Below are 24,847 nucleotides of genomic sequence, written 5' to 3'. Positions count from 1 at the left end.
AAGCCTCAGCTCCTGGCCGGGGCGGGCCGCTCCATGCCCGCCATGTCCAGAGGGGGCGTGCGCAGGTAGTGGGTGGCCCGGGTCTTCCGGTTGAAGTCGTCGAAGGCGTTGCGCACCTGCGCGGGGGAGAGGTCCAGGGCCTGGGCGGTCTCCTCCAGGCTGATGCCGTTCTCCTGGGCGTACCAGAGCAGGTCCATGGTGGCGAAGGGCATGCGGAAGAAGAACTCCTCCTGGGTGGCGGGGGCGCTGTAGGTGTCCGAGGTGGGGGTGCGCTCCTGGATGATGCGCGGCACGTCCAGGTGGGCCGCCAGCTGGTACACCTGGGTCTTGTAGAGGTGCACGATGGGCTTGAGGTCCACGCCCCCGTCGCCGAACTTCACGAAGAACCCCTGGTCGTGCTCGTTCTTGTTGGGCGTGCCCACCACCGCGTGGTTCCGCAGTTCGGCGTGGTAGTAGAGCATGGCGGTGCGGGTGCGCTGCTTGAAGTTGGATGCGGCCACGATCTGGGCGAACTCCGCCGGGCCAAGGCGCGCCGTCTTCTCGATGCCGTCCGGGGTGATGATGGTGAGGGAATAGACGTTCAGGGTGCCGTTGTCCAGCAGGCCCGGCGGAAGCACGATCTTGGCCAGGTAGCCCTTGCGGGCGTCGAACTCTGGGAACACCCGCGCGATCGCCTCGTCGCGGCGCCCGTAGCAGTCGAAGCCGTCCAGGGCGGGGGTGATGACCTCCTTGATGGGGGTGAGGCCGTAGTGGGCCGCCAGCATGCGGGCCAGGTCCTCCGACGCCGGCTCCGAGTCCTTCTCGGGAAGGATGAGGGGCACCACGCGCTCGGGGCCGAAGGCCTTGACGCAGAGCGCAAGGCAAACGGAGGAGTCGATGCCGCCGCTGATCCCCATGACGGCGCCGGTCTTGTGGAGGCCCCGCATGTTCTCCCTGAGCCACGTCACGATGCGGTCCGTCTCCGCGGCGGGATCGATGTCGAGGATGTGCCTGTTCATTGCCATGGTCAGTCCTGCTGCGATGCCCCGGGCCCGGCGACGAGCTTGACGTCGTCGGAGGCGTCCAGGGGGGGGGAGGGCTTGAAGCCCGAAAGGAACTGGCGGTGAAGAAGCTGGGTGGAGATGATGCCGGCCAGGGCCATGTCGTCGGTCTCGCTGTGGGCGTGGCCCTGCTTGAGCTTGGTGACCAGGTGCTCCACGGCCCGCGGGTTGAAGTACCCCGTATCGGCGACGGCGGCGGGGGAGAGGAGCTCCTCCATGTAGTCCGGCGCCGAATCGCCGAAAAAGGCCCGCTGGATGGGGGCCCGGAAGGGCTGCTTGGGCCGGTCCGTGATCTCCGGGGGCAGCCACTCGCGGCTCACCTCCTTGAGCAGGAACTTCTCGGTCAGCCCCTGGAGCTTGAGGGCGGGGGGGAGGCGGTTGCAGAACTCCACCATGCGGTAGTCGAGGAACGGGAACCGCCCCTCGACGGAATGGCCCATGGCCATGCGGTCGCTCTGGGACGACAGGAGGTACTGGGACAGGAAGATGGATATCTCCAGGTACTGGGCCTGGTGGAGCGGGTCCCACCCGTCGAAGCCGTCCGGGTAGGCGGGGCCGCGTGTCCCTCCCGCACGCTCCAGGAAGCCGGCGCTGAAGAAGCGCTTGGCCCGGGAAGTGGTGCGCCAGCGGATGGCGTGGGAATAGTCCCGGGCGTCCGTCTCGGAAAGGCCCATGCCGAAGAAGGCCGAGGCGTAGTTCGCGTTGCCCTTGGTGAGGCCCGCGATCCAGGGGTAGATGCGGCTGAACAGGTCCTGGCGCATCTTCGAATCGGGCCGGGCCGCCCAGAAGCGGCGGATCTTGGCCTCCTTGAAGAGGTCGTAGCCTGCCATGAACTCGTCGGCGCCCTCGCCGGTGAGCACGACCTTGAAGTTCTTCCGCCGCACGAGCCCCGAAAGCAGGAACATGGGCGCCGGGGACGTCCGCATGAGGGGCGTCTCGGCGTGCCAGACGACCTCCGGGAAGATCCGCCCGATGTCGGCGTGGCTCGCGCGGACCACGTGGTGGTTCGTCCCCAGGGACTTCGCCATGCTGGCCTGGAAGCCGCTCTCGTCGAAGGCCGGGTCGTCGAAGGCGATGGAGAAGGTCTCCAGCGGGTTGGTGGTGAAGGTGCGGATGATGGCCGTGATGGTGGAGGAATCGAGCCCCCCGCTGAGGTAGGCCCCCACGGGCACGTCCGCCCGGAGGCGCAGCCGGGTGGCGTCGATGAGGAGCTCCCGCAGCTCGGCGGCGCAGTCCTCCACGGACCGGACCGGGCCCGGCTCGGGGAAGGTGAGTTCCCACCAGGGCTCGATGGCCACGCGGCCGTCCCTGACCAGCATGAAGTTGCCCGGCGGCAGCTCCCGCACGCCCTTGAAGAAGGTGCGGGGCGACAGGGTGCTCCAGTAGGTGAAGATCTCGTCCAGGGCGGCGGGATCCGCCTCCGCCGCCACCGCCGGGTGGGCGAGGACGGCCTTGATCTCCGAGCCGAAGACCAGGCTTCCCCCGGCCTCGGCGTAGAAGAGGGGCCGCACCCCGAGGCGGTCCCGGGCCAGGAACAGGGTCCGCTTCACGGTGTCCCAGATGGCGATGGCGAACTGGCCGTTGAACTTCGACAGGCACCGGGGGCCGTACTCCTCATAGGCGTGGAGGACCGTCTCGGTGTCGCAGGAGGTGGCGTAGCGGTGGCCCAGGGCCTCCAGCTCCTCGCGGAGCTCGGGGTGGTTGAAGATCTCGCCGTTGAAGACGATCCAGAGGGTCCCGTCCTCGTTGGAGATGGGCTGCTGGCCGGTGCTCAGGTCGATGATGCTGAGCCGGGCGTTGCCCAGGCCGGTCCGGCCGTCCAGATAGATGCCGAACTGGTCGGGGCCGCGGTGGCGGATGGTCCCCAGCATGGCGCGCAGCACCGAAGCCTCGGCCGGGGCCGATGCCCCCAGGCCGCAGAAGCCGACCACGCCGCACATCTAGACCAACCCGAGCTTGCTGATCTTCCCGGAGGAGGTCATGGGAAGTTCCGCCATGAACTCGACGTACCTCGGCACCATGAAGTCCTCCAGATGCCGGCGGCAATGGGCGATGACCTCGGCCTCCGTCAGCTTGGCGCCCGTGCAGACGACGCACGCCTTGATCACCTGCCCGGCCATGGGATCGGGAACGCCCACCACGGCGGCCAGCACCCCGGGCAGCATGTGGAGCACGTTCTCCACCTCCTTGGGCGGGACCTTCTCGCCCCGGCTCTTGATGATGTCGTCCTGGCGGCCCACGAAATAGAAGAAGCCGTCCGCGTCCGTCCGGAAGAGGTCGCCGGAGTAGCAGAGGCGCTCGCCGGGGATCGGGCCGGGCCGGTAGCGGCGGGCGGTGGCCTCGGGGGCCTCCCAGTAGCCCCGCATCACGTGGCGGCCCCGCACCACCAGTTCGCCGGTCTCGCCCGGACCCAGCCTCCGGCCCGTGCCGTCCTCGAGCCACGCCTCGGTGCCGGGGATGGGGATGCCCACCGAGCCGGGCCTGGCATCCAGTTCCGAAGGCGGGAGGTAGAGGGTGCGCTTGGTCTCGGTGAGGCCGTACATCGAATAGAGGGTGGTGCCCGGGAACGCGGCCCGCAGGTCCTGGATGTGGCTGGGCGGCAGCGCCGCGGCGGTGTTGGTGAGGTAGCGCAGGCTGGAGAGGTCGAAGGAGCTGCGGTCCAGGGCCAGGATCATCGCGAAGATGGTGGGCACGCCGGGGAGGCCCGTGACGCGCTCCTCCTGGATCCGCTGGAGGATCAGGGCAGGATAGGTGAAGCTGCGCTCCAGCACCAGCGTCCCGCCGAACTTGACGGTCATCAGGAGCTGGTAGAGGCCGTAGTCGAAGGAGAGCGGCAGCACGCCCAGGACGACGTCCTCCTCGCGGTTCTCCAGGTAGGTGATGATCGAGGTCGAGGCGAAGTCCACGTTGCTGTGGTCGCACATGACGCCCTTGGGCTCGCCGGTGCTGCCGGAGGTGTACACCAGGCAGGCCAGGTCCAGGTCGATGTTGACGATGGGCAGGGGCGCCCCGGAGGCCTCCGACTGGATCTCCTCGAAGGTCCGGACGCGGCCCTCCGCCGGGCGGGTGGAGAAACAGGACACGCCCAGGATCAGGGAAGGGACGTCGGACCAGAGGTCCTGGAAGCCCACCACCCGCTCGTCCATGAGCAGCGCCGAGGCACGGCAGTTGTTGAGGATGAACTTCAACTTGTCCAGCTTGGTGGAGGCGTTGATGAAGACGAAGGTTCCGCCGGCCTTCAGGGTCCCGAAGATCCCCGCCACCGCTTCCACCGAGTTGTGCAGGTGGATGGCCACCCGGTCCCCCCGGCCGACGCCGCCTTCCGTCAGGGCACGGCCCAGGCGGTTGGACATCTCCTCCAGCTCCGCGTAGGTGACCCGCTGCTTGCCGCACACCAGCGCGACCTTGTCAGGTAGGCGGGCTGCCGCAGCCGAGAGGAATTGATGGACCAGCATGGGCGCGCCCCCCTCAGGAGGCCTTTAGCGACTTGCCCGCCACGTACGCGCTCAGCTTCGCCACCGAATCGAAATTGTCGGGCAGCAGCTCGCTGTCGCTCACGGAGATGCCGAACTCCTTCTCGACGAAGGAGACCAGTTCGATGATCCCCAGGGAATCGATGATCCCCTCCTCGAGGAAGGAGGACTCGTCGCCGTAGCCGTAGCCCTGGTCGCTGAAGAGGAAGTTTCTCGCGATGTACTCGCGGATCTTCGGAGCAACAGAGGTCGTGTCCAAAGCCATTCGTGATCCCCTCAGCAGGGCGGGTGATTGACGGGCCAACTTGCATATGAACTGCTGGTATTATCTCGTTCACAGTTTATCCGAACTTCGGTCCCTTGCAACATGCCCGATGCAGGGAATTCCCAACCAGCCCATTTATCTGGTTAAGGTTGGGCGGAGGTGATCCCCCACCAGGGTCCCTCCGGACCGCCCACCTCGAGACCCCGCCCATGATTCGAAAGACCGTCCCTGGAACCGGTGCCAAACCGGGGCTCCATCCCCGAAACCGCCACCGTGAACGCTACGACATCCCGGCCCTGGTGGAGGCCTGCCCGGAGCTGTCCCCCTTCCTCCGGCCCAATCCCCTGGGGGAACCCACCATCGACTTCGCGGACCCCGCGGCCGTGCGCACCCTGAACCGGGCCCTCCTGGCTTCGGCCTACGGGATCCGGGGCTGGGATCTACCCGGAGGCTTCCTGTGCCCCCCCGTCCCGGGGCGGGCCGACTACCTGCACCACCTGGCCGACCTCCTGGCCACGGGCGGGTCCCCCCCCCGGGGTCCCGGGGTCCGGATCCTGGACGTGGGGGTTGGGGCCAACGCCATCTATCCCCTGGTGGGCCACCGGGAGTACGGCTGGACCTTCCTGGGCACGGACATCGACCCCGCGGCCCTGGCCAGCGCCCGCGCCATCCTCGCGGCCAACCCGGGCCTGGAGGACGCGATCGAGCTCCGCCTCCAGAAGGACCCGCGGCGGATCCTGGCCGGGGTCGTGCTGCCGGGCGAGACGTTCGAGGCCTGCATGTGCAATCCGCCCTTCCACGGCTCCCCGGCCGAGGCAAGGGAGGGGACCCAGCGCAAGTGGCGCAACCTGGGACGGTCCTCCGCGCCGGTGCTGAACTTCGGGGGCCAGGGCGCCGAGCTCTGGTGCGAGGGCGGGGAGGTGGCCTTCGTGGGCCGGATGGTGGAGGAGAGCGCCGAGCGGCCGGACTGCTGCCGCTGGTTCACCAGCCTCCTGTCCAAGTCCGCCAGCCTCCCCCCGGTGCAGGCCGCCCTGCGCCGGGCCGGGGCGGGCCGGGTGCGGGTCGTGGAGATGAGCCAGGGGCAGAAGCGCAGCCGGATCGTCGCCTGGGGCTTCTGAAGCCTATTCGTGTTCCTGGATGTGTCCGCGTTCGGCAAGCTTGCGGGCCAGGCGCTCGGCCACGTCGATGGCGAAGTCGATGTCGCCGTCGCTGAGGCCCGAGCTGCCGCCGGCCGCCATGCTGTTCAGCATGATCAGCGCGTAGTGCTCCACGCGCTTGAGGTTCCAGGCGGGCACGGTGGGCCTTGGAAGGGAGATTTCCCGGAGATCGGTCATGGGGGCTTCCTTTGCTGGAAGGATAGTCCCCCGCATCCGGATATCCCCGCAAAAAACCAGGGACATCTAACCTTCTTCAGATGTAGTGGTTAAAAATAATTGCAAAATCCGGTACGAATTTCTGGTTTCGCGGTGGAAGTACGTCATGATGATCCTAGAGAATCCATACGTCGTGGGTAATCTACGCTGGGCCGGCCACTGTCTCGACTCGCACACAGCGCTTAAATTCGAGACAACTTCAGGATCTCCAATGGCTCAAGGTACTGTTAAGTGGTTCAACGCTGAAAAGGGTTTCGGCTTCATCACCCCCGATGGTGGTGGCGCTGACCTGTTCGTCCATCACACCGCCATCCAGGGTTCGGGCTTCAAGACGCTGGACGAGAACCAGCGCGTGAGCTTCGAGAGCGGACAGGGCCAGAAGGGCCCCCAGGCGATCAACGTCACCAAGCTCTAGTCCGGCGTAATCCGGTTCCGGCCCGCCCCTGCTACAGGTGGCGGGCCTGTTTTTTTCAGGAGTCCCCATGGCCAGAGTGAACTACCAGCGCGACAAGCGGCTCAAGGACCTGGACAGGCAGCGCAAGCAGGAAGAGAAGCGTGCCAAGAAGCTGCAAAAGGATCTGGCCCCCGCCGAAGGCGAGGCCCAGGTTCCGGAAGAGGGGCAGGACACCGCCCCGGTCCAGGAATAAGCCAGCGAACATCGCGGGAAGGGCCGCCGCCGGGAAGTTCCCGGTGGTGGCCCTTCCTCCGTTAGACTGTCGAACCTTCAAGGGGGACCGCCATGAGACCGCCGCTGCCGCCGATCCTCTTCTCCACATGCCTGTTGGCTGGCTGGGCTGCCGGGAGGTTCCACCCCCTGAACCTGGGCCCCTTCCCTTTCCGGACTCCGCTCACGATCCTGCTCCTGGTCCTGCCCCTGGTCCTGGCCGCCTGGGCCCTGCTCACCTTCCGCCGCCACCGCACGACGCCCGAACCCCACGGGACCCCCACCGCCATGGTGGAGGACGGTCCCTACCGCTTCACCCGCAACCCGATGTATTTGAGCCTGGTGATCCTGCTCACGGGCTTCGCCCTCCTGCTGGATTCCCTGTGGGTGCTTGTCCTGGTGCCGGTGCTGGCGGGGCTCCTGGACCGGCTGATCATTCCCGGCGAGGAGGCGCGGCTCCAGAGGATCTTCGGGGAGGTCTACACCGGCTACACCCGGCGCGTGAGGCGCTGGATCTAGGGGTTCTGGGGGGCGTGGCCATGGCATGCAGCTGCCGGAGGTCCACGTGGTCGGTCTCCGTTCCAGGGCGGCCTTATCAGGTCAGGCCCGGCCAGGGCGTGGAGGCGCGGCCCCGGGCCTTCCGGAACGCGGCGCGGATGCGCTCCGCCGCGGCCGGGTCCAGCGGGCCCTTCTCCAGGAGGCGGAGATTGGCCTCGGCGTTGGCCGGGCGGGTGGTGCCGATGGAGACGACGTCGACCCCGGGCTGGGCCAGGGTGAAGCGCAGGGCGATCTCCATCCAGGGGTCCTCCCCCTCGAAGCCCAGCTCCCGCGGGTCCAGCGCCATGGCTGCGAACCGCTCCGCGTAGGGCTTCACGTAGTCCCGGTAGATGCCCTGCTGGGCCTCGGCGGGCTTCCAGGCCCCGTTGGCCACGGGGCGCTTGGCGATGACGCCCGTGCCGGCCCTGGCGGCGGCGGGAACCGCCCCTTCCAGGTTGACCTGGTCGCAGAGGTTCACCGAGCACATGAGCACGTCCACCCCCGGGAGGCCCACGGCGAAGGCGGCCGCGTCGTTGTCCCCCGAATAGCCCGCGAAGCGGATCTTCCCGGCCTCCCGGGCCCGGAGGAGGGCCCCCAGGGCCTCCCCCTTCTCCAGCACCTCCCGGGTGCAGGAATGGAGCAGCATCACGTCCAGGTGATCCGTGCCCAGGCGGCGCAGGGACCGGTCCACGGTCGCCGCGACGACCTTCGCCGACCAGTCCTCCCCCTCGATCCCCTCCACCTTCCGGCCGCACTTGGAGAGCAGGACGAAGTCCCCGCGGCGGTGGCCCACGGCCCTGCCGATGAGCTCCTCCGAGCCCAGATAGGCCGCCGCCGTGTCGATGAGGTTCACCCCGCGGTCCAGGAGCAGGTTGAGCACCTGTCCCGCCTGTTCCCCGCTCGCGCCCAGGTACCCGATGGGACCCGCGCCGAAGGCGATGCGCGACACCTTCAGCCCCGTCCTGCCCAGCGTCCCGTAGTCCATGGCCTGCCTCCAGACCCAGGATTCTACCCGGCCCCTCCGGTCCCCGCGATATCATGGCTCATCCCCACCCAAATCAGGTTCCAACCCCTCCGGAGGGATCCATGGACCGCCGCGCCTTCCTCAGAGACTCCGCCGCAACCCTGGGCGGCCTGGCCGCCCTGGACGCCCTCCCCCTTCGCGCGGCGCCCGCCCCGAGGCCCGACCTCGCGGTGGCCCACGGCGCCTCCCCGGAGCGCATCGTGCGCGCCGCCGTGGACGCCCTCGGCGGCATCCGGCGCTTCATCGCCAAGGGGGACGTGGTGGTGGTCAAGCCCAACATCGGCTGGGACCGGACCCCGGAACAGGCCGCCTGCACCAACCCCGAGGTGGTCGCCACCCTGGTGCGCCTCTGCCTGGAGGCCGGCGCGAAGACCGTGAAGGTCTTCGACCGCACCTGCAACGACGCCCGGCGGTGCTACGTGCAGAGCGGCATCGAGGCCGCGGCCAGGGCCGCCGGCGCCGAGGTGAGCCACATCGACGAGCGGCGCTTCCGCGAGGTGAAGATCCCCAGGGGCGTGGCGATCCAGGCCTGGCCCATCTACATCGACGTCCTCGAGGCGGACAAGCTCATCAACGTCCCCATCGCCAAGCACCACAGCCTGGGCAGGCTCACCCTCTCCCTGAAGAACTGGATGGGCGTGATGGGCGAGAACCGGGGCCGCATCCACCAGCGCCTGGACGAGACCCTGGTGGACATCGCCACCGTCGTCCGGCCCTGCCTGACGGTGCTGGACGCGGTGCGCATCCTAACCGCCCACGGCCCGGTGGGCGGGAACCTCGCCGACGTCAAGCGCCTCGACACGGTCGTGGCCGGCACGGACCAGATCGCCGTCGACGCCTACGGCGCCACCCTCTTCGGCCTGACCGGCGCGGACCTGGGCTACGTGCGGGAAGGCGCCCGCCGGGGCCTCGGGGTCATGGACCTCGGCAGGCTCGTCGTGAAGAAGCTCGAGGCCTAGGGTGATCTGGGCCCGGCGCGTCTCCCAGGGGGCCTTCCTCCTCCTCTTCATCGTCCTCTTCCTCCAGACGGAGCAGAAGGGCGCGGACCACCTGGGGTACCCCGCGAAGCTCTTCCTGGACTTCGATCCCCTGCTGGCCCTGGCCACCCTCCTCTCCGCCCGGGCCGTGGCCGCGGGCTTCGCCCTCTGCCTGGTCCTGGTGGCGGCCACCGCGCTGCTGGGACGGGTCTTCTGCGGCTGGGCGTGCCCCCTGGGGACGCTCCACAACCTGGTGGGCGCCCTCAAGCGCTGGAAGGGCCCCCAGCGCGTGCGGGGCTGGTTCCGGACCAAGTACCTCCTGCTGGTCTTCCTGCTGGCGGGGAGCGCGGTGGGCATCCAGCTCACCGGGATCTTCGACCCCCTCTCGCTCCTGGTGCGCCATCTGTCGCTGGGTCCCTACCCGGCCCTCAACGCCGCCGCCAACGGCCTCATGGACGCCGCGTACCGGACCGGCTCCCGACCGCTCACCGCGGTGGCCGACGCCGCCTTCGGCTTCCTGAAGAGGACCCTCCTGGCCTACCAGCAGCCGCACTTCGCCCAGGGGGCGCTCCTCACCGTCCTGCTCCTGGCCATCCTGCTCCTGAACCTCTCCGAACGGCGCTTCTGGTGCCGCTACCTCTGCCCTCTGGGCGCGCTGCTGGGGCTCCTGGGCCGCTGGTCCCTCCTGAAGCGCGAGACGGCCGAAGGCTGCAACGCCTGCGGGGTCTGCGACCGGGACTGCCAGGCCGGGCTCGCCGCCTCCAGAGCCGGTGCCTGGAACGCCGGCGAGTGCCTCTACTGCATGGCCTGCGACGACGCCTGCCCGAAGAACGCCGTGACCTTCGGCTTCTCCCGCAGGCCCGCCCCGGCCGCCCTGGACCTGGGCCGGCGCAACGTCCTCCTCGCCGGGGGCGCGGGCCTGGCCTCCGTGGCCGTCTCCCGCGCGACGCCCCCCTTCGATCCCGGCCGGGCCAATCCCGCCCTGCTGCGCCCCCCCGGGGCCTGCCCCGAACCCGAATTCCTGGCCCGCTGCGTGAAGTGCGGCGAATGCATGAAGGTCTGCACCACCAACGGCCTCCAGCCCACCTTCCTGGAGGCCGGGGCCGAGGGCATCTGGTCCCCCATCCTGGTGCCGGCCCGCGGCTACTGCGAGTTCCGGTGCACCCTCTGCGGCCAGGTGTGCCCCACGGGGGCCATCCGCACCCTCACCCAGGCCCGGAAGGCCGAGTGGCGCATCGGCACGGCCATGTTCGACCGGGGCCGCTGCCTGCCCCACGCCCACGCCACCCCCTGCATCGTCTGCGAGGAGGTCTGCCCCACCCCCACCAAGGCCATCTGGTTCGAGGAGGTGACGGTGAAGGACCGGGACGGCCGGGACGTGCGCGTCAAGCAGCCCCACGTGGACCTGAAGCTCTGCATCGGCTGCGGCATCTGCGAGGCGAAGTGCCCCGTCTCCGACAGGCCGGCGGTGTACGTCACGTCCATCGGCGAGACCCGCTCCAGGCGCAACCAGCTGCTGCTGGACGCCGGCTCCCCGTACTAGCACTACTGTGTCATAATATTGGCGCCTTGGTTTTTCCCACATGTCGGACAGTAGGCGAGAGAACCCACGAGAATCCGCTCCAGCCTTCGACGTAGCGTCGTTATGGAATAGGGCGAATGCCGCTCAGGGCGGAAGGGCGCGGTGTCCTCTGGGAAGGGGGGCGGGCTGGGGTGGTGCGTGAATGAAGCCAAAGATGGATTGGATCGTAGGGGGGGAAAGGCGGCTTCGTTCCGCCACAATGAAGGCATACGTGGCGGCGCATAGACTCAAGTGATGGTGGAATCCCCGCCATCCACGGCCCTCATAGTGGTCCAGGCCGAGTTCGTCTTTCATCTCCTGGTAGTCCCGCTCGATCCGCCAGCGCAGTTTCGTGACCCGGACCAATTGCCGGAGTGGCGTGGCCTCTGGCAGGGTCGAAAACCAATACTTGGTGGGCTCCTGCTCGGATTCGGGCCACTCAATCAACAACCACTCCTCCGGGTGCATTTCCGCTCGAGTGTTGTCTCGATGAGCGGGACGAACGCGCAGCGCCGCGAACCGGGATTCCATGATGCCCCGGGTTCCCTCTCCCCACGGCACCTTCGCCCAGGCGGCCTTGGGCAGGGCCTCCGCCAGGGCTTTGACCGTCTCGGGCTGATGCTCATCATCCCTCCTCAGTCTCTTGGCCGGATGTCCCTTTCCGCCGGGTTTTCTGGGGGGCAGCGGCCCATTGCCGTTCGCCCAGACGGTCGTGGTTTTGCTGACCCCCACTGCGTAGACGAGGTGCCGTTCCGTCAACCCTTCCCTGAAACCGAAAATGTCGCCGTAGCCCGCATCAGCCAGCACGGGCAGGTCAGGTTCCTTGTCCGTGCGCTGACCATCAATGAGGGCGAGCGCAATTTGCCATTTGGGCTGAAAGACAACCGCCTCGGGAACACCGGCCTCGGCACGGCGTTCCATGTCCTTGGCCCAGGCCTCCGGAAGATACAACCGGAACGCCACGGGCACACTGCTCCAGCGGGAGGCCATGGACAAGCTCACGGCGCATTGGCAATTGGAGGTCTTTCCGAATGGCCCGCAATACTGATGGGCCACGCCAACCGAGTGCGTCCCCTTTTTGGGGAAACCTGTGTCATCGACAATCCAGGCTTCAATCGGCCCCTGGATCTCCATGGCTTCGCGAGCATAGTCCCGGGCCACCCGGAGAACCGCGTCATCACTCCAACCCGCTTGAGCCACCAGGTGGTGCAAGGATTGGTGCCGGGCCTGGACGTGCACCGGGTCCAACCGCGCTGCCATCGGCTCAACGCTTTTTCGATCCCCGGGCAGGATCAAACCCTGGCAATAGAGCGCCATTGGCTCACGGCGATCGGCATGGCCGGCCGCCTTCGCCAGTAATCCGGCGTAGGCATCGAAACGCGCACGGCTTTCGGCAGTCTCAACCATAGGTAGCCCTAGCCTATAGGATAGGCAGGGCGGGGAGGCTGTCAATACTTATGACACAGTAGTGCTAGGAGCCTGTCTACGTAATAGGAGGCCCCGCGATGATGGCACCGGGGCTAGCAAATCAAGGAAGGCGAGGAAAGCCGCAGCGGGACTGCGGTTGACGAGCCTGACGCAGAGTTGCTGGCCCCGCTGCCATCACCCGAAGGGCGGCGCCCAGAAGCGCGCTTATCGTGTGCAAGTCCCTTGAAGGATTGACCTAATCCTCCTGCGGGCCTTGCGCTCGATAATCACGCTTCTGGGCGCCGTCGCGGGGCCTCCTATAACGTAGACAGGCTCCTAGAGGTCCCCCACCCGGCTGACCAGCCTGACCCAGAGGCTGCCGCCGCTCAAGCCGTTCGTCAGGATCACCAGCCCCGTGCCCCGGGCGGGATCGAACTGGCTGAAGCACCGGAAGCCGGTCTGGTTCGAGCCGGAGTGGTGGAAGATGTCCCCCCTCCGGGTGGCGTTCACGGACCAGCCCAGGCACCAGCCCACCCCCAGCCCCCGGGCCGCGCCGGGACGCTCCATGGGCTCCCGGGCGTCCAGCTTCACCTGGGCGGTGAGCGCGGCCTTGAGCCCGGCCGCCGACAGGCCCCCCTTGGCCGGGTCCAGGAAGGCCAGCAGGAACCGGGCGTAGTCGTCCGCGGTGGTGTAGAGGGTGTAGGCCGCGTTGGCGTGGAGGTAGCGGGAGCGGACGTTGAAGCTCCCGTCCGCCTTGTGGCCGGCGGCGAGCGAGGCCTCGACGGCCGGGGTCCACACGAAGCTGGACCGGCCCATGCCCAGCGGCCTGAAGACCATGCGCTCCGCCAGCAGCTCCAGGGGTTCGTCGGCGATGCGCTCCACCACCCGCTGGAGGAGGAACATCCCCTCCCCCGAGTAGAGGAACCGCGACCCGGGCTTGAACGCCACCGGCACCGGCCCCTCCCGCTCCTCGCCGTCCTTGCGCCAGTTGGGCAGGCCCGACGTGTGGGAGAGGACCATGCGCGCCGTGATGAGCCGGTACTCGGCCTGGGCGGGGAGCCCGTCCCCGGGAAGGTAGGCGCAGAGGGGCCGGTCCAGGTCCAGCTGGCCCCGGTCCGCCAGGAGGAGCGCGAGGTACGCGAACACCGGCTTGGACATGGAGCAGGCCTCGAACACGGTTTCCCGCGCCGCGGGGGTGCCCGCCTGGGCGTCCGCGACGCCGAAGGCTCCGCTCCACACGATCTCCCGGTCCCGGATCACGGCGATGGACACGCCCGGCACCTTCAGTTCCTTCATCAGCCGCGGCGCCAGCGCCCGGATCGTCTCGACGGTGCCGCCGGGCGCCGCCCCCATGCGGTCCAGGGCCCAGGACGCCGCCCACCGCACGTCCTCGTCGGGGTCGGCCAGGGCCTCCCGCAGCGCGGGCGCGCCCGCCCCGGCCGCGCCCAGCGCGAAGGCCGCGTCCTGGCGTTCGGCACCGTCCTTCGCCGCCAGGGCCTTGACGAGGCCCGGCTCCGCCGGCGCCGCCGCGGAGCCCAGGCGTCCCAGGGCGGTGGCGGCGCCCTTGCGCACCGCGGCCTCCGGCGAGTCCAGGGCCCCGGCCAGGACCGGCACGGCCCCGGGCCCGAGCCGGCCCAGGGCCAGGGCGGCCTGGCCCTGGACGTAGATGTCCGCATCGGCCAGGGCCTCCGCCAGCGCCCGCGCCGAAGGCGCCGCGCAGGTTCCCAGGGCCCCCAGGGCCTGAGCGGCGCGCTCCCGGACCAGCGCCTCGGGGTCCTTCAGGGCCCGGCCCAGGGACGGCGCCGCCGCGCAGGCCGCGGGGCCCAGCCGCGCCAGCACCCGGGCCGCGGCCTCCCGGCCCGCGGCGTCGCCGGTCTCCAGGACCCGGACGGCCTCGGGCACCGCCCCGGCACCCTGGGCGGCCAGAGCCACCACCGCCTTCCAGCGCACCGCCGGGTCCGGGTCGGAAAGGCCTGCGGCCAGGCCCGGGAAGGCGAGGCAGAGGATGAGGCCGGCCACGGACGGGGATGGGATCGGCATGATTTGCTCCTGGGAGTAGGGCCAGTGTACCGGGCTCGCCGGGAATTCAAGTCGTGACCTGATTGGTTCCTTTGGTATTCTGGTGGCTTGCCAAAAAAATGAGGATCTAATGCAAAAACCCATGTGCCGCACCCTGACCTGCACCGCCCTGACCCTTGCCCTGGCGCCCGCGGCCCTCGCCTCGGGCTTCCAGCTGCGGGAGCAGAGCCCCAGCGCCCAGGGGAACTCCTTCGCGGGCATTTCCGCCGGGGGCACCGATATCGGCTCCATGTTCTTCAATCCGGCCACCCTGACCCGTTTCCAGGGCAATGAATTCGTGGGCGGCGCCAGCCAGATCCAGCCCTCCGCGAAGCTGGAGGGCGGCAGCGCCTCCCGTGCCGCGGCCCTGGGCGGGAGCGCCATCACCGGCACCTCCGGCGGCGATGCCGGCCGGAGCGCGGCCCTGCCGGTCCTCTACGCGCTGTGGAGCCTCAGCCCCGACCTCAAGCTGGGGTTCTCCCTGAACAGCCCCTTCGGGCTCACCAGCGAGTACGGCTCCGACTGGATCGGGCGCTACCACGCCATGAAGTCCACCATGACCATCGTCGAGGTCGCTCCCAACGTGGCCTGGCGCATCAGCCCGAAGTGGTCGGTGGGCGCGGCCGTGGTGGCCCGCCACGTGGACGCCACCCTCAGCAATGCCGTCGACTTCGGCGCCGTGGGCGCCGCCTACCGCATCCCAGGCTTCGCGCCCGGGGCCCAGGACGGCATCGCCACCGTGAAGGGCAAGCAGTGGCGCCCCGGCTACAAGCTGGGAATCCTCTTCGAGCCCCGGGCCGACGTGCGGATCGGCGCGGCCTACCAGTCCGCCATCGACTTCAAGCTCAAGGGGGAGGTGACCTACCAGGGCGTCCCGGCCGCCCTGGCCGCCAACTTCCGCAACGGCGGCGCCACGCCCATGGCCAACCAGCCTGGCACCGCCTCCCTGGGCGCGGCCTGGGACGCCACCCCGGCCCTCACCCTGCAGGCCGAAGCGGCCCGCACCTTCTGGTCGCACTTCAAGGAGATCCGCATCGCCTTCGCCACCGGCCAGGCCGATTCGGTCACGCCCGAGCATTGGAAGGACTCCTGGTTCCTGGCCCTGGGCCTCACCTGGCGCCCCGGCGGGGCCTGGACGCTGCGCACCGGCGTGGCCCTGGACCAGACGCCCACCACCGACACCTACCGCACCCCCCGCATCCCCGACTCCGAAAGAACCTGGGCCTCCGCCGGCGCCGGCTACGCGGTCACCCGGGCCTTCTCCGTGGACGTGAGCTACAGCCGCCTCTTCGTGAAGAACTCCAACCTCGACCTCACGGCGACTGCGGGCGGTCCGGACTTCTTCCGGGGCACCATCCATGGAACCTTCCACAACCGGGTGGACATCATCGCCCTGCAGGGGCGCCTGAAGTTCTGACCGTTCAGGGGGCTTCCGGGAAGAACTGCCGGGTGCACTCGGGGCAGATCCCGTGGGTGAAGTCGGCCTGGGAGTGGTCGCGGATGTAGCTCTCGATCTGCGTCCAGTAGCCCTTGTCGTCGCGGATCTTCTTGCAGTGGGAGCAGATGGGCAGCAGCCCCGAGAGGGTCCGCACCTCCTGCAGCGCGGCCCTCAGGTTCCGTATGAGCTCCTCCCGCTCCAGCTCCACCCGCTTGCGTTCGGTGATGTCCTTGGAGATGCACACCACCGAGGTGACGCTGCCTTCGGACCCGCGGATGGGTTTCACGGACGTGATGTAGAAGGTGTCCCCCTGGGCCGTGGGCACCCGCACCTCGAAGACGATGGGCTGGCCCGTCGCGAAGGCCTTGCGCACCACGGTCATGCGCTTCTCGGCCTCGTCCGGGGAGAAGAGGTCGTAGATCCGGCCCCCGATGACCTGACCCGGCTCCCGGCCGAAGGGGGTGGAGAAGGCCCGGTTCACGTAACGGTAGGTCCCGTCCTCCAGGATGTTGAAGATGGGGTCCGTGGACTCGTCCAGGACCGCCTCGAGAATGTCCATGCGCCGCCTGGGGGCGGCCGGGCCCGCGTGGTCCTCCTGGACCAAAGAATCATCCAAGGGTTTCTCCTGATTGGAATTTTCAGGGTACCCCGGCGTCCTTTCCCGGTCTAGGCCTCCCTGGCGCGCCGGGCCTGGTAGGTGCGCAGGCTCGCGTCCACCAGGGCCAGCATGGGAAGGGGGCCCGCCCCGCGGCGGAGCAGGTCGCCGATGATGTGGCCGCCCTCGATGCGCCCGCCGGCCTCGAGGTCCCGGAACATCGAGGACGTCATGGCCGACCCCGGCTCCGTGAGGATGGCCCGGGCCTTCTCCAGGCTTTGCGCCCGGGGCGCGTGGCCGTGGGCGGCCGCCACGGAAGCGCACTCCTCAAGCAGGGCCACCCCCAGGCCGGCGTTGCCCGCGGCCACGATGTCGCCCACCGAGCCCCGCAGGAGGCAGGTGATCCCGGCGGCGGAGGCGATGAACACCCACTTCTCCCAGAGCTCCTGGACGATGTCCCCGCTCAGGCGGCCGTCGAACCCGGCCCCGCAGAGCTGGGCCTCCAGGGCCTCCGCCCGGGGCGTGCGCTCCCCGTTCCGCTCGCCGAAGACCAGGCCGTGCAGGCGGTTGAAATGCACCACGGCGCCCTCGGCGTCCAGGGCCGATGAGATGAAGCAGGACCCGCCCAGGACCCGCCCGGCGCCGAAGCGCCTGTCCAGCAGGTCGAAGTGCCCCATGCCGTTGAGCAGGGGCAGGACGGCCGTCCCGGGCCCCACCGCCGGCGCGAAGGCCTCCACGGCCTCATCCAGGTCGTAGGCCTTGCAGCTGAGCAGCACCAGATCGAAGGGCTCCCCCAGGTCCCCGGCCAGGACCGTGGGCGGCGCGCTGCGGTGGACGTCCCCGAAGGGGCTGCGGATGGACAGCCCCGCCGCGGCCAGCTTCCGGGCCCGCTCCGGGCGCACCAGGAACGTGACGTCCCGCCCCGCCTCCAGGAGCCTCCCCCCGTAGTAACCCCCGATGCCGCCGGCGCCAACGATCAGAATCCGCATGACAGATGCTCCTCCGACCCAGGATACGACGCGCTTGAGCTACGCTGGAACCATCGGTTTGCGATGGAGGCACCCATGCGGTTCGTCACTCTGGCCTCGGCCCTGCTCGTCACGGCCCTGTCCGCCGGGAGTCCGCCTCCCACCCGGTTCGAGCGCTCCGGGGGCCTCGAGACGCCCCGGCTGGCCGAGACGGTGGAGGAATGCAGGGCCCTGGCCAAGGCCTCGCCCTGGGTGCGGGTGGGCACCTTCGGCCGCAGCCCCCAGGGCCGCGCCCTGCCCCTGGTGATCGTGGACCGGGACCGCGCCTTCGACCCGGCCCGCGCCCGGGCCAAGGGCAAGCTGGTGGTCATGATCCAGGCCTGCATCCACGCCGGCGAATCCGACGGCAAGGACGCGGGGCTGCGCTTCCTCAAGGAGCTGTGCGTCGACCGGAAGCACGGGGCCCTCCTGGACCGGCTCGTTTTCCTGTTCCTGCCCGTCTTCAACGTGGACGGCCACGAGCGCTTCGGCCCGCACAACCGCATCAACCAGAACGGCCCCAAGGAGATGGGCTGGCGCAGCAACGCGGCCGGGCTGAACCTGAACCGGGACTACCTCAAGGCGGACGCCCCCGAGATGCGGGCCTGGCTGAAGCTGCACCAGGCCTGGCTCCCGGACGTCTTCCTCGACTGCCACGCCACCGACGGAGCCGACTACCAGTATCCCCTCACCATCGCCCGCGAGGCGGGCCCCGGGGACACCTGGTTCCTGGAAGCGGGTCTGGGCGCCTGGATCCGGGACAGCTTCCTGCCAGGGCTCCGGTCCGGACTGGAGGCCGACGGCGTGCCCACCACCGAGTACATCGTCTTCCGCACCTGGCACGACCCCCGCAGCGGCCTCGTCATCGGTCCTTCCGGCCCCCGCTACTCCCAGGGGTACCAGTCGGCGCAGAACCGCATGGGACTCCTCCTGGAGACCCACATGCTCAAGCCCTACGCCGTGCGGGTGGAGGCCACCCGGCTGGCGCTGCTGCGCACGTCCGAACTCGTGGCCCGGGAGCGGGACACCGTGGTCCGCCTCAACCGCGCCGCCGACGCCTTCACCGCCAGCGCCGCCTTCCGCGCGGTCCCCATGCCCCTGGGCTTCAGGGACGACGGCACCTCCGAGCCCATGGCCTTCAAGGGTTTCGCCTACGACCGCACCACCAGCGACCTCACGGGCGGGGACTGGTTCACCTACGACCCCTCGCGCCCCCAGACCTTCCAGATCCCCCGCTTCGGCCACCTGAAGGTCACCGCCTCGGCCCGGGTGCCCGAGGCCTACCTCGTCCCCCCCGAGTGGACCGAGGTCATCGCCCGCATCGAGGCCCAGGGCATCCCCCACCGCCGCCTGGCGAAGCCCGTGACGCTGCCGGTCTCCGGCTGGCGCTTCCGGGACGTGGTCTTCCGCCGGACCCCCACCGAGGGCCGCCAGCGGGTGGAGAGCCTGGTGCAGGAGGCGTTCGACGGCACCCGGGAGTTCCCCGCGGGCACGGTGGTGGTGCCCACCGGCAACCGCCTGGCGCGGATCATCGTCCACCTGCTGGAGCCCGCCTCCGAGGAGAGCCTGCTGCGGTGGGGCTTCTTCAACACCATCTTCGAGCAGAAGGAGTACGGCGAGAGCTACGTGCTCGAGCCCCTGGCCCGGAAGATGCTCGCGGCCGACCCCGCCCTCAAGGCCGCCTACGAGCGCCGCAAGGCCGAGGACAAGGCCTTCGCCGCCGACCCGGACGCCCAGCTCAACTGGTTCTACCAGCGCTCCCCCTGGGGGGATCCGAACCTGGGGATCTACCCGGTAGGCCGGATCTTCGACGCCGCGGCGGCCGCGAGCCTCTAGGGGGCCTCCTATTACGTAGACAGGCTCCTAGAACTGGCCGGATCGGAATTGATTCCAACTGACGGTTCCGATGCGGCCAGACGGACGTACCCTGGAGGTCCGGGGGAGCGCCATGCTGCTGAAACTGGAGGAGGGACCGAGTCCCAAGGGCCGCCAGATCGTCGACCAGGTCCAGCGTCTGATCCGGGATGGACACCTGAATCCGGGCGAGGCCCTGCCTTCCACCCGCCATCTGGCGGAGCGCCTCGCCCTGCACCGGTCCACGGTGGCCACGGCCTACCAGGAGCTGTGGGCCCTGGGCTGGCTGGAACTGCGTCCCGGGGCCGTCCCCAGGGTCCGGCGGCGGGGAGCGCTCGCGGCACCCGCCCTCCCGGAGCGGGGGGCCTTCCCGTGGCGGGAACGGCTCACCCTGCCCCTGGAGCCGCCGCCCCGGCCCCGGCCCGAAGGTCTCATTTCCTTCAACAGCCTCGGGATGGACCCCCGCCTGATCCCCGTGGAACCCCTGGCGCGGTCCCTGAAGGCAGCCCTGCACCGCGAGGGCGCCCGGCTCCTGGACTACGGCGATCCCCGGGGCCTCCCCTCCCTGCGGGCCGTGCTGGCCCAGCGCATGGGCCGCCACGGCGTCCAGGCCGCCCCGGAGGAGATCCTCGTCACCCAGGGGGCCCAGCAGGCCCTGGACCTGGCCCTCAGGGCCCTCACCCGCCCCGGGGACGCGGTCCTGGTCGAAGCCCCCACCTACGATCACATGCTCCGCCTCCTGGCCCTCCACCGGCTGCGGCCCCTGGCCATCCCCGAGGGCCCGGAAGGCCCGGACCTGGCCGCCCTGGAGCGCCTCGCGCAACGGGAGAGCCCGGTTCTCCTGTACACCATGCCCAGCTTCCAGAACCCCACGGGCCGCTGCCTTCCCCAGTCCCAGCGGGAGGGCCTGCTGGCCCTCTGCGAGCGCCTGGCCCTGCCCATCCTGGAGGACGGCTTCGAGGAGGAGATGAAGTACTTCGGCCGCGCCATGCTGCCCCTCAAGTCCATGGACCGCGCGGGCCTCGTGCTCTACGCCGGCACCTTCTCCAAGGTCCTGGCCCCCGGACTGCGCCTGGGCTGGCTCGCGGGCTCCGCCACCTGCCTGGGGGCCCTGGCCGGCCTCCGGCGCTCCACGGACCTGGGCCCCTCCCCCATCCTCCAGGCCGCCCTGGAGGACTTCCTGCTCAAGGGCCACTTCGACCAGCACCTCGCGCGGCTCCACCGCACCTTCCGGCGCCGCATGGAGACAGCGCTCGCCGCGCTGCGCCGGGAGCTCGACCCCGCCCTCGCCACCTGGACGGCCCCTTCGGGAGGCTACCTCATCTGGCTCGCCCTGCACGGGACCCCTCCGGCCGGCCTGGAGGCGGCCCTGCACGCCCACGGGGTGGACGCCCGCAGCGGCTCGTCCTACTTCAACGACCCGGAATCCGGGAAACCCTTCCTCCGCCTTTCCATCTCCGGCCTGGACGAGGCGGAGATCACCGAAGGCATCGCCCGACTGGGCCGCGCCCTGGGAGCCCTCCGCCATGAATGAATCCGCGACGACCTTCGCCAACGCGTACGACGACGAGCTCCGCGCCGCCTCCTACGCGGCCCTGGAGTTTCCCGGCACCTACCACCTGGCCTTCCGGGACCTGCCGGACCTCCTCGGGCGGCCCGTCCCCGGGGCCCGGGCCCTGGACTTCGGCTGCGGCGCGGGCCGCTCCACCCGGTTCCTCGCGGACCTGGGCTTCCGGGCCGAGGGCGCGGACCTCTCGGAGGCCATGCTGGCCGAGGCCCGGGCCCGGGACCCCCGGGGCAGCTACCGCAGGGTGCCCGACGGGGACCTGTCGGCCCTGGCCGGGAACCGCTACCACCGGATCCTGTCGGCCTTCACCTTCGACAACGTGAGGACCGGCTCCAAGCCGGGCCTGTTCCGCCAGCTGGCGGGACTCCTGGAACCGGAAGGGACCCTGCTGAACCTGGTGAGCTCCGAGGAGCTCTACCGCCTGGAGTGGGCGTCCTTCAGCACCGCGGCCTTCCCCGGCAACGCGGCCCCGGAGCCGGGCGCTGCCGTGTTCACGGTGATGAAGGACGTGCCGGACGCCAGGCCCGTGGAGGACATTTTCTGCCCGGAGGCCGAGTACCTGGAGCTGTACCGCCGGGCCGGCCTCGTGCGCGTCCTCGCCCACCGCCCCCTGGGGCGCCCCGGCGAGCCCTTCGGCTGGGTCAACGAGCTCCGGGTCGCACCCTGGCGCATCGACGTGCTGCGCAGGGCCTGACCAGGGCTCCGCCCCGGAACCCTCCGTCGCTGCGGGAGGATGCCGGGGCGGAATGCGGCCGGACTACTTGTTGTAGATGTGGTATCCGAGGCGGGCGGAATCCGTCTCGACGGCGGCATTGACTTCGGCCATGGTCTTCTGGACCCACTCGGTGGCGGTGTAGGTGGGGTTCCCGGCGAGGATGGACGGAAGCCGGTAGTAGCTCTTGTCGGCGGCGGGATTGGCTGCGCCCCAGGAGAGGTCGCCGATGGTGTCGATGCGGGCGTCCCAGGCCGCGGAAGTGGCCGTGCCCACCGGGCTAAGGAAGACCGCGTCGTTGCCGTTGAAGTTGGCCACGTTGCTGTTGCCGACGGCGGAGGCGCCGTTGGTCACATGGGCGGCGTCGGGAAGGGCCGCGGAACTGTGCTTCAGGAGGAAGCTGGCGCCAGGGGCAAGGGTGCCAGAGACCAGCGCGGTCTTGAAGGTATTGGAGGTGTTCGGGTTGGTCCACAGGCCGAGGTAGATCGGGGTGACGGCGGCGTCGTAGATGCCGGAGCCGACGTTGGTGACCTCGATCCACTTGTCGAAGCTGGCGCCTTCGTAGTACTGGCTGATGATCAGGGAGGGCGCGCCCGGGACGCCGCCGGGGGTGACGGTGAGCGTGAACGTCGCCGTCGTGCTGGCGCCGTCGCCGTCGGTGACGGTCAGGGTGACGATGGCCGAACCGGTGGCGCCGGCGGCCGGGATCAGGGCCAGGGTGCAGGTGCCGGCGGCGTTGTCCACGACCAGGGCGGAAGGCAGCAGGACGGTGTTGTCGGCGGTGGCGTTGACGGTGAGGGCGCCGGGAGCGGTGGAGTCGTCGGCCACCTTGAAGGAGGCGGTGACGGTGGAGCCCGCGGTGGTGGACTGGTTGGACACGCCCGTGAAGGTGGGGGCCTCGTTGCCGCCCTTCACCTTGATGACGCGGGTGATGGTGTTGCTGGCGCCCAGGCTGTCCTGGACCGTGAAGGAGGCGGAGAAGGAACCGCCCAGGGAATACGTGTGGCTGGCGGTCATGCCGGTGGAAACCGGCGTCCCGTCGCCGAAGTTCCAGGTGGCCGAGGCGATGGCGGTGCCCGCGGCGGAGGCGGAATTCGGGGTGGCGGCGCCCGCGAAGGTCACGGTGTCGTTGATGTTCACGGTGGTGTCCCAGCTGGGCTCGACCATGTGGACGTTGGGGCCCGAGGTCTGCTCGAAGGGGGCGCGCCAGCCGCGCACTTCAACGTTGGCCTTCCAGGCGGGGATGTCGAGGCCGGGGGCCACGGCCTGGAGGTTGGGGAAGAAGTCCAGCCCGGTGAGGGCCTCGATGCGGGCGACGGAGGTGACGTAGGTCGTGAGGGTTTCCGGGGCGTTGACCAGGCCCCAGGCGTTGGGAAGGATCAGGGCCAGGGCCTTGGGCTGGCCGGGCGTGGCCTCGGAAACCACGATCTTGTAGCAGGCCGTGGGGATGGCGATGTTCAGGCCGGGCTGGGCCTTGGAGGCCCACCATGCGGGGCTGGGGGGGAAGTAGGAACCGGTGTAGACCCACACCCGGCCCAGGTACGAGGTGATGCCGTCGGTGTCGCCGCCCTTGCTGCCGCCGATGGTCTCCTCCAGCCGCTGCCAGAGCTGCTGGTTGAACTGGGAGATCTGGGGCACGAGGTTGCTCATGATGGTGGCGTCGTCGCCGGCCACCGGGGTGTAGCGGTAGGAGACGTCGGCCCGGGGCACCTGGTGGCCGCGGTCGTAGCTGTCCGGCGAGCCCGCGCCGCCCGTGTAGATGCCGGTGTAGTCGTCCTTGCCCACCTGGGGCGCCGCCAGGCGCGTGTCGGCGACGTAGTCCTTGGTGGAATTGGCGTAGGGCTGGTGGACGGGGAAGACCAGGTACGAGGTCCAGACCGGGTTCTTCAGGGACTCGTCATAGCCCAGGCGGAAGGCGCCGTTGGGATAGTTCACGGGGTCCACGTGGAGGGAAGGCAGCACCGTGAGGGGCCGGCTGGGAACGGGGACCGGATCGCCCGCGTAGACGGGGCTGGGCACGGAGGCCGTGGCGTAGACGGTGGCGCTCTCCACCTGGAAGGTGCCGTCGCTCACCAGGACGGAGTAGGCGTCCGCGTTGGTGGGGAACTCGGTCGAGGCCACGGTGTAGGAGGCGGTGGTGGCGCCGTCGATGGCGGTGCCGTTCTTCCTCCAGGAATACGTGAGGGCGCCGCCGTGGTTCGCGGTGGCCGAGACGGTGAACGTCACGGCGTCCGGAGGCAGGACGGTGCGGCTCTGGGGCTGGGCCAGGATGGTCGGCGGCGCGTGGACGGCGACGGCGGCGGCCAGGGATGCGGTGGAGGTCACCGTTCCGTCGAGGGTGCAGGTCGCCACGGCGTCATAGCTCCCCGCGTCGGAGACGGCGATGGCCGCGATGCCGAACTCGGTCGAGGTCGCCCCGGCAATGGGCTGGCCGTCCTTGCGCCACTGGTAGGCGAGGGAGCCCTGGTTCGCGGAGGCCGCGACGCTGAGGGCCAGGGGCGCGCCCAGGTCCACGGTCTGGGAAACCGGCTGGAGGGTGAAGACCGGGGGCACGTTGACCTGGAGGGCGGCCGCCGTGGACGTGGCGGACGTGACCGTGCCGTTCACGGTGTTGGTGACCACCGCGTCGTAGGTGCCGGCGCTGGCGGCCGTCACGGCGGCCAGGTTCAGGGTGGCGGAGGTGGCCCCGGCCAGGGCCGAGCCCCCCTTGCGCCACTGGTAGCCCAGGGTGCCATTGCCCTTGGCCGCGACGGAGAAGGAGGCGTTCGCGCCCTGCACCACGGTGAGGCCGGCGGGCTGGGCGGTGATGACCGGAGGGACATTGATGGCCAGGGTGGCAGGGTGGCTGTGGACCCAGCCCGTCGGATTGCTCACGATCACCGTGTAGACGCCGGCGCTGGCGGCGGTGGTGGCGGGGATCGTGTAGCTGGCGGAATCGCCGCCCACCCGGTGGTGCCCCTTCAGCCATTGGTAATGGAACCTGCTGGGCTTGCCGGTCACTTCCACCTTGAAGGTCACGGCCTGGCCGCTGACGATGGTCTGGCTCAGGGGCTGGGTGACGATCTTCAGGTGATCGGGCTTGTGGACCCAGCCGAGGTGCCGGCCCTGGTCGTGGTCACGTCCCGGACCTTCAGCCCGGGCGGGGGAGGTGGTGGTGCCAAGGCCGAGCACGGCCAGGCACAGGCTCCAATGAGCCAAGTTTCGTAGGACCTTCATGACGGTCTCCTGGGAATTCGCTTGGTGATGATGAAGAAATTATCCAGGCCCCGTCATTCCTAATCAAGTTAAAACTTGT

At 69.7% G+C, this 24,847-nt stretch carries 21 protein-coding genes and 1 pseudogene; 11 read left to right on the top strand and 11 right to left on the bottom strand.

The window, feature by feature from the left end:
• Positions 1 to 5 precede the first annotated feature (5 nt).
• The 4 genes from nadE to RAH40_RS19675 are packed head-to-tail and all read right to left on the bottom strand — an operon-like array spanning position 6 to position 4,778.
• Positions 6 to 1,004, bottom strand: a complete 999-nt coding sequence (gene nadE, locus RAH40_RS19690; RefSeq protein WP_306599332.1) for an NAD(+) synthase — start codon at positions 1,002 to 1,004, stop codon at positions 6 to 8.
• A 2-nt stretch (positions 1,005 to 1,006) separates the two neighbouring features.
• Positions 1,007 to 2,980: an asparagine synthase (glutamine-hydrolyzing) gene (gene asnB / locus RAH40_RS19685; RefSeq protein WP_306599331.1), complete on the bottom strand. Its 1,974-nt coding sequence runs from the start codon at positions 2,978 to 2,980 to the stop codon at positions 1,007 to 1,009.
• The gene (locus tag RAH40_RS19680; RefSeq protein WP_306599330.1) at positions 2,981 to 4,495 is read right to left on the bottom strand and encodes a class I adenylate-forming enzyme family protein; all 1,515 of its coding nucleotides are present in this window, start codon (positions 4,493 to 4,495) and stop codon (positions 2,981 to 2,983) included. It abuts the gene before it with no gap.
• A gap of 13 nt (positions 4,496 to 4,508) precedes the next feature.
• Entirely contained in the window at positions 4,509 to 4,778 is a 270-nt protein-coding gene (locus RAH40_RS19675; RefSeq protein WP_306599329.1) for an acyl carrier protein, read from the bottom strand.
• 209 nt (positions 4,779 to 4,987) lie between these two features.
• Here RAH40_RS19675 and rlmF point away from each other — a divergent pair, with 209 nt between their 5' ends.
• Entirely contained in the window at positions 4,988 to 5,896 is a 909-nt protein-coding gene (gene rlmF / locus RAH40_RS19670; protein WP_306599328.1) for a 23S rRNA (adenine(1618)-N(6))-methyltransferase RlmF, read from the top strand.
• Between the two features lie 3 nt (positions 5,897 to 5,899).
• Here rlmF and RAH40_RS19665 read toward each other — a convergent pair whose 3' ends face one another.
• Positions 5,900 to 6,112, bottom strand: coding sequence for a hypothetical protein (locus RAH40_RS19665; protein ID WP_306599327.1), 213 nt, complete (start codon positions 6,110 to 6,112; stop codon positions 5,900 to 5,902).
• Positions 6,113 to 6,362: 250 nt separating this feature from the next.
• Here RAH40_RS19665 and RAH40_RS19660 point away from each other — a divergent pair, with 250 nt between their 5' ends.
• From RAH40_RS19660 to RAH40_RS19650, 3 genes are all read left to right on the top strand, one after another.
• Entirely contained in the window at positions 6,363 to 6,566 is a 204-nt protein-coding gene (locus RAH40_RS19660) for a cold-shock protein (RefSeq protein ID WP_306599326.1), read from the top strand.
• A 67-nt stretch (positions 6,567 to 6,633) separates the two neighbouring features.
• Positions 6,634 to 6,798: a hypothetical protein gene (locus RAH40_RS19655; protein ID WP_306599325.1), complete on the top strand. Its 165-nt coding sequence runs from the start codon at positions 6,634 to 6,636 to the stop codon at positions 6,796 to 6,798.
• Positions 6,799 to 6,890: 92 nt separating this feature from the next.
• Positions 6,891 to 7,334 carry an isoprenylcysteine carboxylmethyltransferase family protein gene (locus RAH40_RS19650; protein ID WP_306599324.1) on the top strand — a complete coding sequence of 148 codons (444 nt, stop codon included), beginning with the start codon at positions 6,891 to 6,893 and terminating at the stop codon, positions 7,332 to 7,334.
• Positions 7,335 to 7,410: 76 nt separating this feature from the next.
• On the opposite strand, the gene RAH40_RS19645 is transcribed toward RAH40_RS19650, so the two are convergent.
• Complete coding sequence (locus RAH40_RS19645) at positions 7,411 to 8,337, bottom strand: aldo/keto reductase (RefSeq protein WP_306599323.1); 927 nt, start codon at positions 8,335 to 8,337, stop codon at positions 7,411 to 7,413.
• Between the two features lie 101 nt (positions 8,338 to 8,438).
• Here RAH40_RS19645 and RAH40_RS19640 point away from each other — a divergent pair, with 101 nt between their 5' ends.
• The 3 genes and pseudogenes from RAH40_RS19640 (at position 8,439) to RAH40_RS19635 (ending at position 10,896) form a co-directional block, all read left to right on the top strand.
• Positions 8,439 to 9,335 (top strand): DUF362 domain-containing protein, encoded by an 897-nt coding sequence (locus RAH40_RS19640; protein ID WP_306599322.1) that lies wholly within the window; start codon positions 8,439 to 8,441, stop codon positions 9,333 to 9,335.
• Positions 9,336 to 9,498: 163 nt separating this feature from the next.
• Positions 9,499 to 9,696: pseudogene (locus tag RAH40_RS23090) on the top strand (4Fe-4S binding protein); the annotation flags it as partial.
• Between the two features lie 108 nt (positions 9,697 to 9,804).
• On the top strand, positions 9,805 to 10,896 hold the full coding sequence (locus RAH40_RS19635) for a 4Fe-4S binding protein (RefSeq protein ID WP_373432585.1): 1,092 nt from the start codon (positions 9,805 to 9,807) through the stop codon (positions 10,894 to 10,896).
• 123 nt (positions 10,897 to 11,019) lie between these two features.
• On the opposite strand, the gene RAH40_RS19630 is transcribed toward RAH40_RS19635, so the two are convergent.
• Positions 11,020 to 12,321: an IS701 family transposase gene (locus RAH40_RS19630; protein ID WP_306598195.1), complete on the bottom strand. Its 1,302-nt coding sequence runs from the start codon at positions 12,319 to 12,321 to the stop codon at positions 11,020 to 11,022.
• Between the two features lie 336 nt (positions 12,322 to 12,657).
• Positions 12,658 to 14,361 carry a serine hydrolase domain-containing protein gene (locus RAH40_RS19625; protein WP_306599320.1) on the bottom strand — a complete coding sequence of 568 codons (1,704 nt, stop codon included), beginning with the start codon at positions 14,359 to 14,361 and terminating at the stop codon, positions 12,658 to 12,660.
• 109 nt (positions 14,362 to 14,470) lie between these two features.
• Between RAH40_RS19625 and RAH40_RS19620 the strand changes: the two genes are divergently transcribed.
• The gene (locus RAH40_RS19620) at positions 14,471 to 15,796 is read left to right on the top strand and encodes an OmpP1/FadL family transporter (RefSeq protein ID WP_306599319.1); all 1,326 of its coding nucleotides are present in this window, start codon (positions 14,471 to 14,473) and stop codon (positions 15,794 to 15,796) included.
• Positions 15,797 to 15,800: 4 nt separating this feature from the next.
• Here RAH40_RS19620 and RAH40_RS19615 read toward each other — a convergent pair whose 3' ends face one another.
• Both RAH40_RS19615 and panE read right to left on the bottom strand, forming a co-directional pair.
• A complete protein-coding gene (locus RAH40_RS19615; RefSeq protein ID WP_306599318.1) occupies positions 15,801 to 16,433 on the bottom strand; it encodes a PAS domain S-box protein in 633 nt (210 codons plus the stop codon).
• A gap of 50 nt (positions 16,434 to 16,483) precedes the next feature.
• Complete coding sequence (gene panE / locus RAH40_RS19610) at positions 16,484 to 17,401, bottom strand: 2-dehydropantoate 2-reductase (protein ID WP_306599317.1); 918 nt, start codon at positions 17,399 to 17,401, stop codon at positions 16,484 to 16,486.
• A gap of 75 nt (positions 17,402 to 17,476) precedes the next feature.
• Between panE and RAH40_RS19605 the strand changes: the two genes are divergently transcribed.
• The 3 genes from RAH40_RS19605 to RAH40_RS19595 all read left to right on the top strand — a co-directional run bounded on the left by RAH40_RS19605 (position 17,477) and on the right by RAH40_RS19595 (position 21,534).
• The gene (locus RAH40_RS19605) at positions 17,477 to 19,255 is read left to right on the top strand and encodes a M14 family metallopeptidase (protein ID WP_306599316.1); all 1,779 of its coding nucleotides are present in this window, start codon (positions 17,477 to 17,479) and stop codon (positions 19,253 to 19,255) included.
• 112 nt (positions 19,256 to 19,367) lie between these two features.
• Positions 19,368 to 20,807 carry a PLP-dependent aminotransferase family protein gene (locus tag RAH40_RS19600; protein WP_306599315.1) on the top strand — a complete coding sequence of 480 codons (1,440 nt, stop codon included), beginning with the start codon at positions 19,368 to 19,370 and terminating at the stop codon, positions 20,805 to 20,807.
• Positions 20,800 to 21,534, top strand: a complete 735-nt coding sequence (locus RAH40_RS19595) for a class I SAM-dependent methyltransferase (protein ID WP_306599314.1) — start codon at positions 20,800 to 20,802, stop codon at positions 21,532 to 21,534. The genes RAH40_RS19600 and RAH40_RS19595 overlap by 8 nt, the downstream gene beginning before the upstream one ends.
• Before the next feature lie 63 nt (positions 21,535 to 21,597).
• On the opposite strand, the gene RAH40_RS19590 is transcribed toward RAH40_RS19595, so the two are convergent.
• Positions 21,598 to 24,768: an immunoglobulin domain-containing protein gene (locus RAH40_RS19590; RefSeq protein ID WP_306599313.1), complete on the bottom strand. Its 3,171-nt coding sequence runs from the start codon at positions 24,766 to 24,768 to the stop codon at positions 21,598 to 21,600.
• Positions 24,769 to 24,847: the final 79 nt, after the last annotated feature.

It is taken from the genome of Geothrix sp. 21YS21S-2, from assembly GCF_030846775.1.
Lineage (GTDB): Bacteria > Acidobacteriota > Holophagae > Holophagales > Holophagaceae > Mesoterricola.
Note: the sequence above shows the minus strand (reverse complement) of the source record. Positions and strands in the feature narration are given on the sequence as shown.

Excerpts from the sequence above, each read along its gene's own strand:
- RAH40_RS19635 (WP_373432585.1), top strand. The coding sequence starts at position 9,805 with ATGGACGCCGCGTACCGGACCGGCTCCCGACCGCTCACCGCGGTGGCC.
- RAH40_RS19660 (WP_306599326.1), top strand. The coding sequence starts at position 6,363 with ATGGCTCAAGGTACTGTTAAGTGGTTCAACGCTGAAAAGGGTTTCGGC.
- panE (WP_306599317.1), bottom strand. The coding sequence starts at position 17,401 with ATGCGGATTCTGATCGTTGGCGCCGGCGGCATCGGGGGTTACTACGGG.
- rlmF (WP_306599328.1), top strand. The coding sequence starts at position 4,988 with ATGATTCGAAAGACCGTCCCTGGAACCGGTGCCAAACCGGGGCTCCAT.
- RAH40_RS19595 (WP_306599314.1), top strand. The coding sequence starts at position 20,800 with ATGAATGAATCCGCGACGACCTTCGCCAACGCGTACGACGACGAGCTC.
- RAH40_RS19620 (WP_306599319.1), top strand. The coding sequence starts at position 14,471 with ATGCAAAAACCCATGTGCCGCACCCTGACCTGCACCGCCCTGACCCTT.
- nadE (WP_306599332.1), bottom strand. The coding sequence starts at position 1,004 with ATGGCAATGAACAGGCACATCCTCGACATCGATCCCGCCGCGGAGACG.
- RAH40_RS19665 (WP_306599327.1), bottom strand. The coding sequence starts at position 6,112 with ATGACCGATCTCCGGGAAATCTCCCTTCCAAGGCCCACCGTGCCCGCC.
- RAH40_RS19645 (WP_306599323.1), bottom strand. The coding sequence starts at position 8,337 with ATGGACTACGGGACGCTGGGCAGGACGGGGCTGAAGGTGTCGCGCATC.
- RAH40_RS19675 (WP_306599329.1), bottom strand. The coding sequence starts at position 4,778 with ATGGCTTTGGACACGACCTCTGTTGCTCCGAAGATCCGCGAGTACATC.
- RAH40_RS19650 (WP_306599324.1), top strand. The coding sequence starts at position 6,891 with ATGAGACCGCCGCTGCCGCCGATCCTCTTCTCCACATGCCTGTTGGCT.
- RAH40_RS19625 (WP_306599320.1), bottom strand. The coding sequence starts at position 14,361 with ATGCCGATCCCATCCCCGTCCGTGGCCGGCCTCATCCTCTGCCTCGCC.
- RAH40_RS19680 (WP_306599330.1), bottom strand. The coding sequence starts at position 4,495 with ATGCTGGTCCATCAATTCCTCTCGGCTGCGGCAGCCCGCCTACCTGAC.
- asnB (WP_306599331.1), bottom strand. The coding sequence starts at position 2,980 with ATGTGCGGCGTGGTCGGCTTCTGCGGCCTGGGGGCATCGGCCCCGGCC.
- RAH40_RS19600 (WP_306599315.1), top strand. The coding sequence starts at position 19,368 with ATGCTGCTGAAACTGGAGGAGGGACCGAGTCCCAAGGGCCGCCAGATC.
- RAH40_RS19655 (WP_306599325.1), top strand. The coding sequence starts at position 6,634 with ATGGCCAGAGTGAACTACCAGCGCGACAAGCGGCTCAAGGACCTGGAC.
- RAH40_RS19590 (WP_306599313.1), bottom strand. The coding sequence starts at position 24,768 with ATGAAGGTCCTACGAAACTTGGCTCATTGGAGCCTGTGCCTGGCCGTG.
- RAH40_RS19605 (WP_306599316.1), top strand. The coding sequence starts at position 17,477 with ATGCGGTTCGTCACTCTGGCCTCGGCCCTGCTCGTCACGGCCCTGTCC.
- RAH40_RS19630 (WP_306598195.1), bottom strand. The coding sequence starts at position 12,321 with ATGGTTGAGACTGCCGAAAGCCGTGCGCGTTTCGATGCCTACGCCGGA.
- RAH40_RS19640 (WP_306599322.1), top strand. The coding sequence starts at position 8,439 with ATGGACCGCCGCGCCTTCCTCAGAGACTCCGCCGCAACCCTGGGCGGC.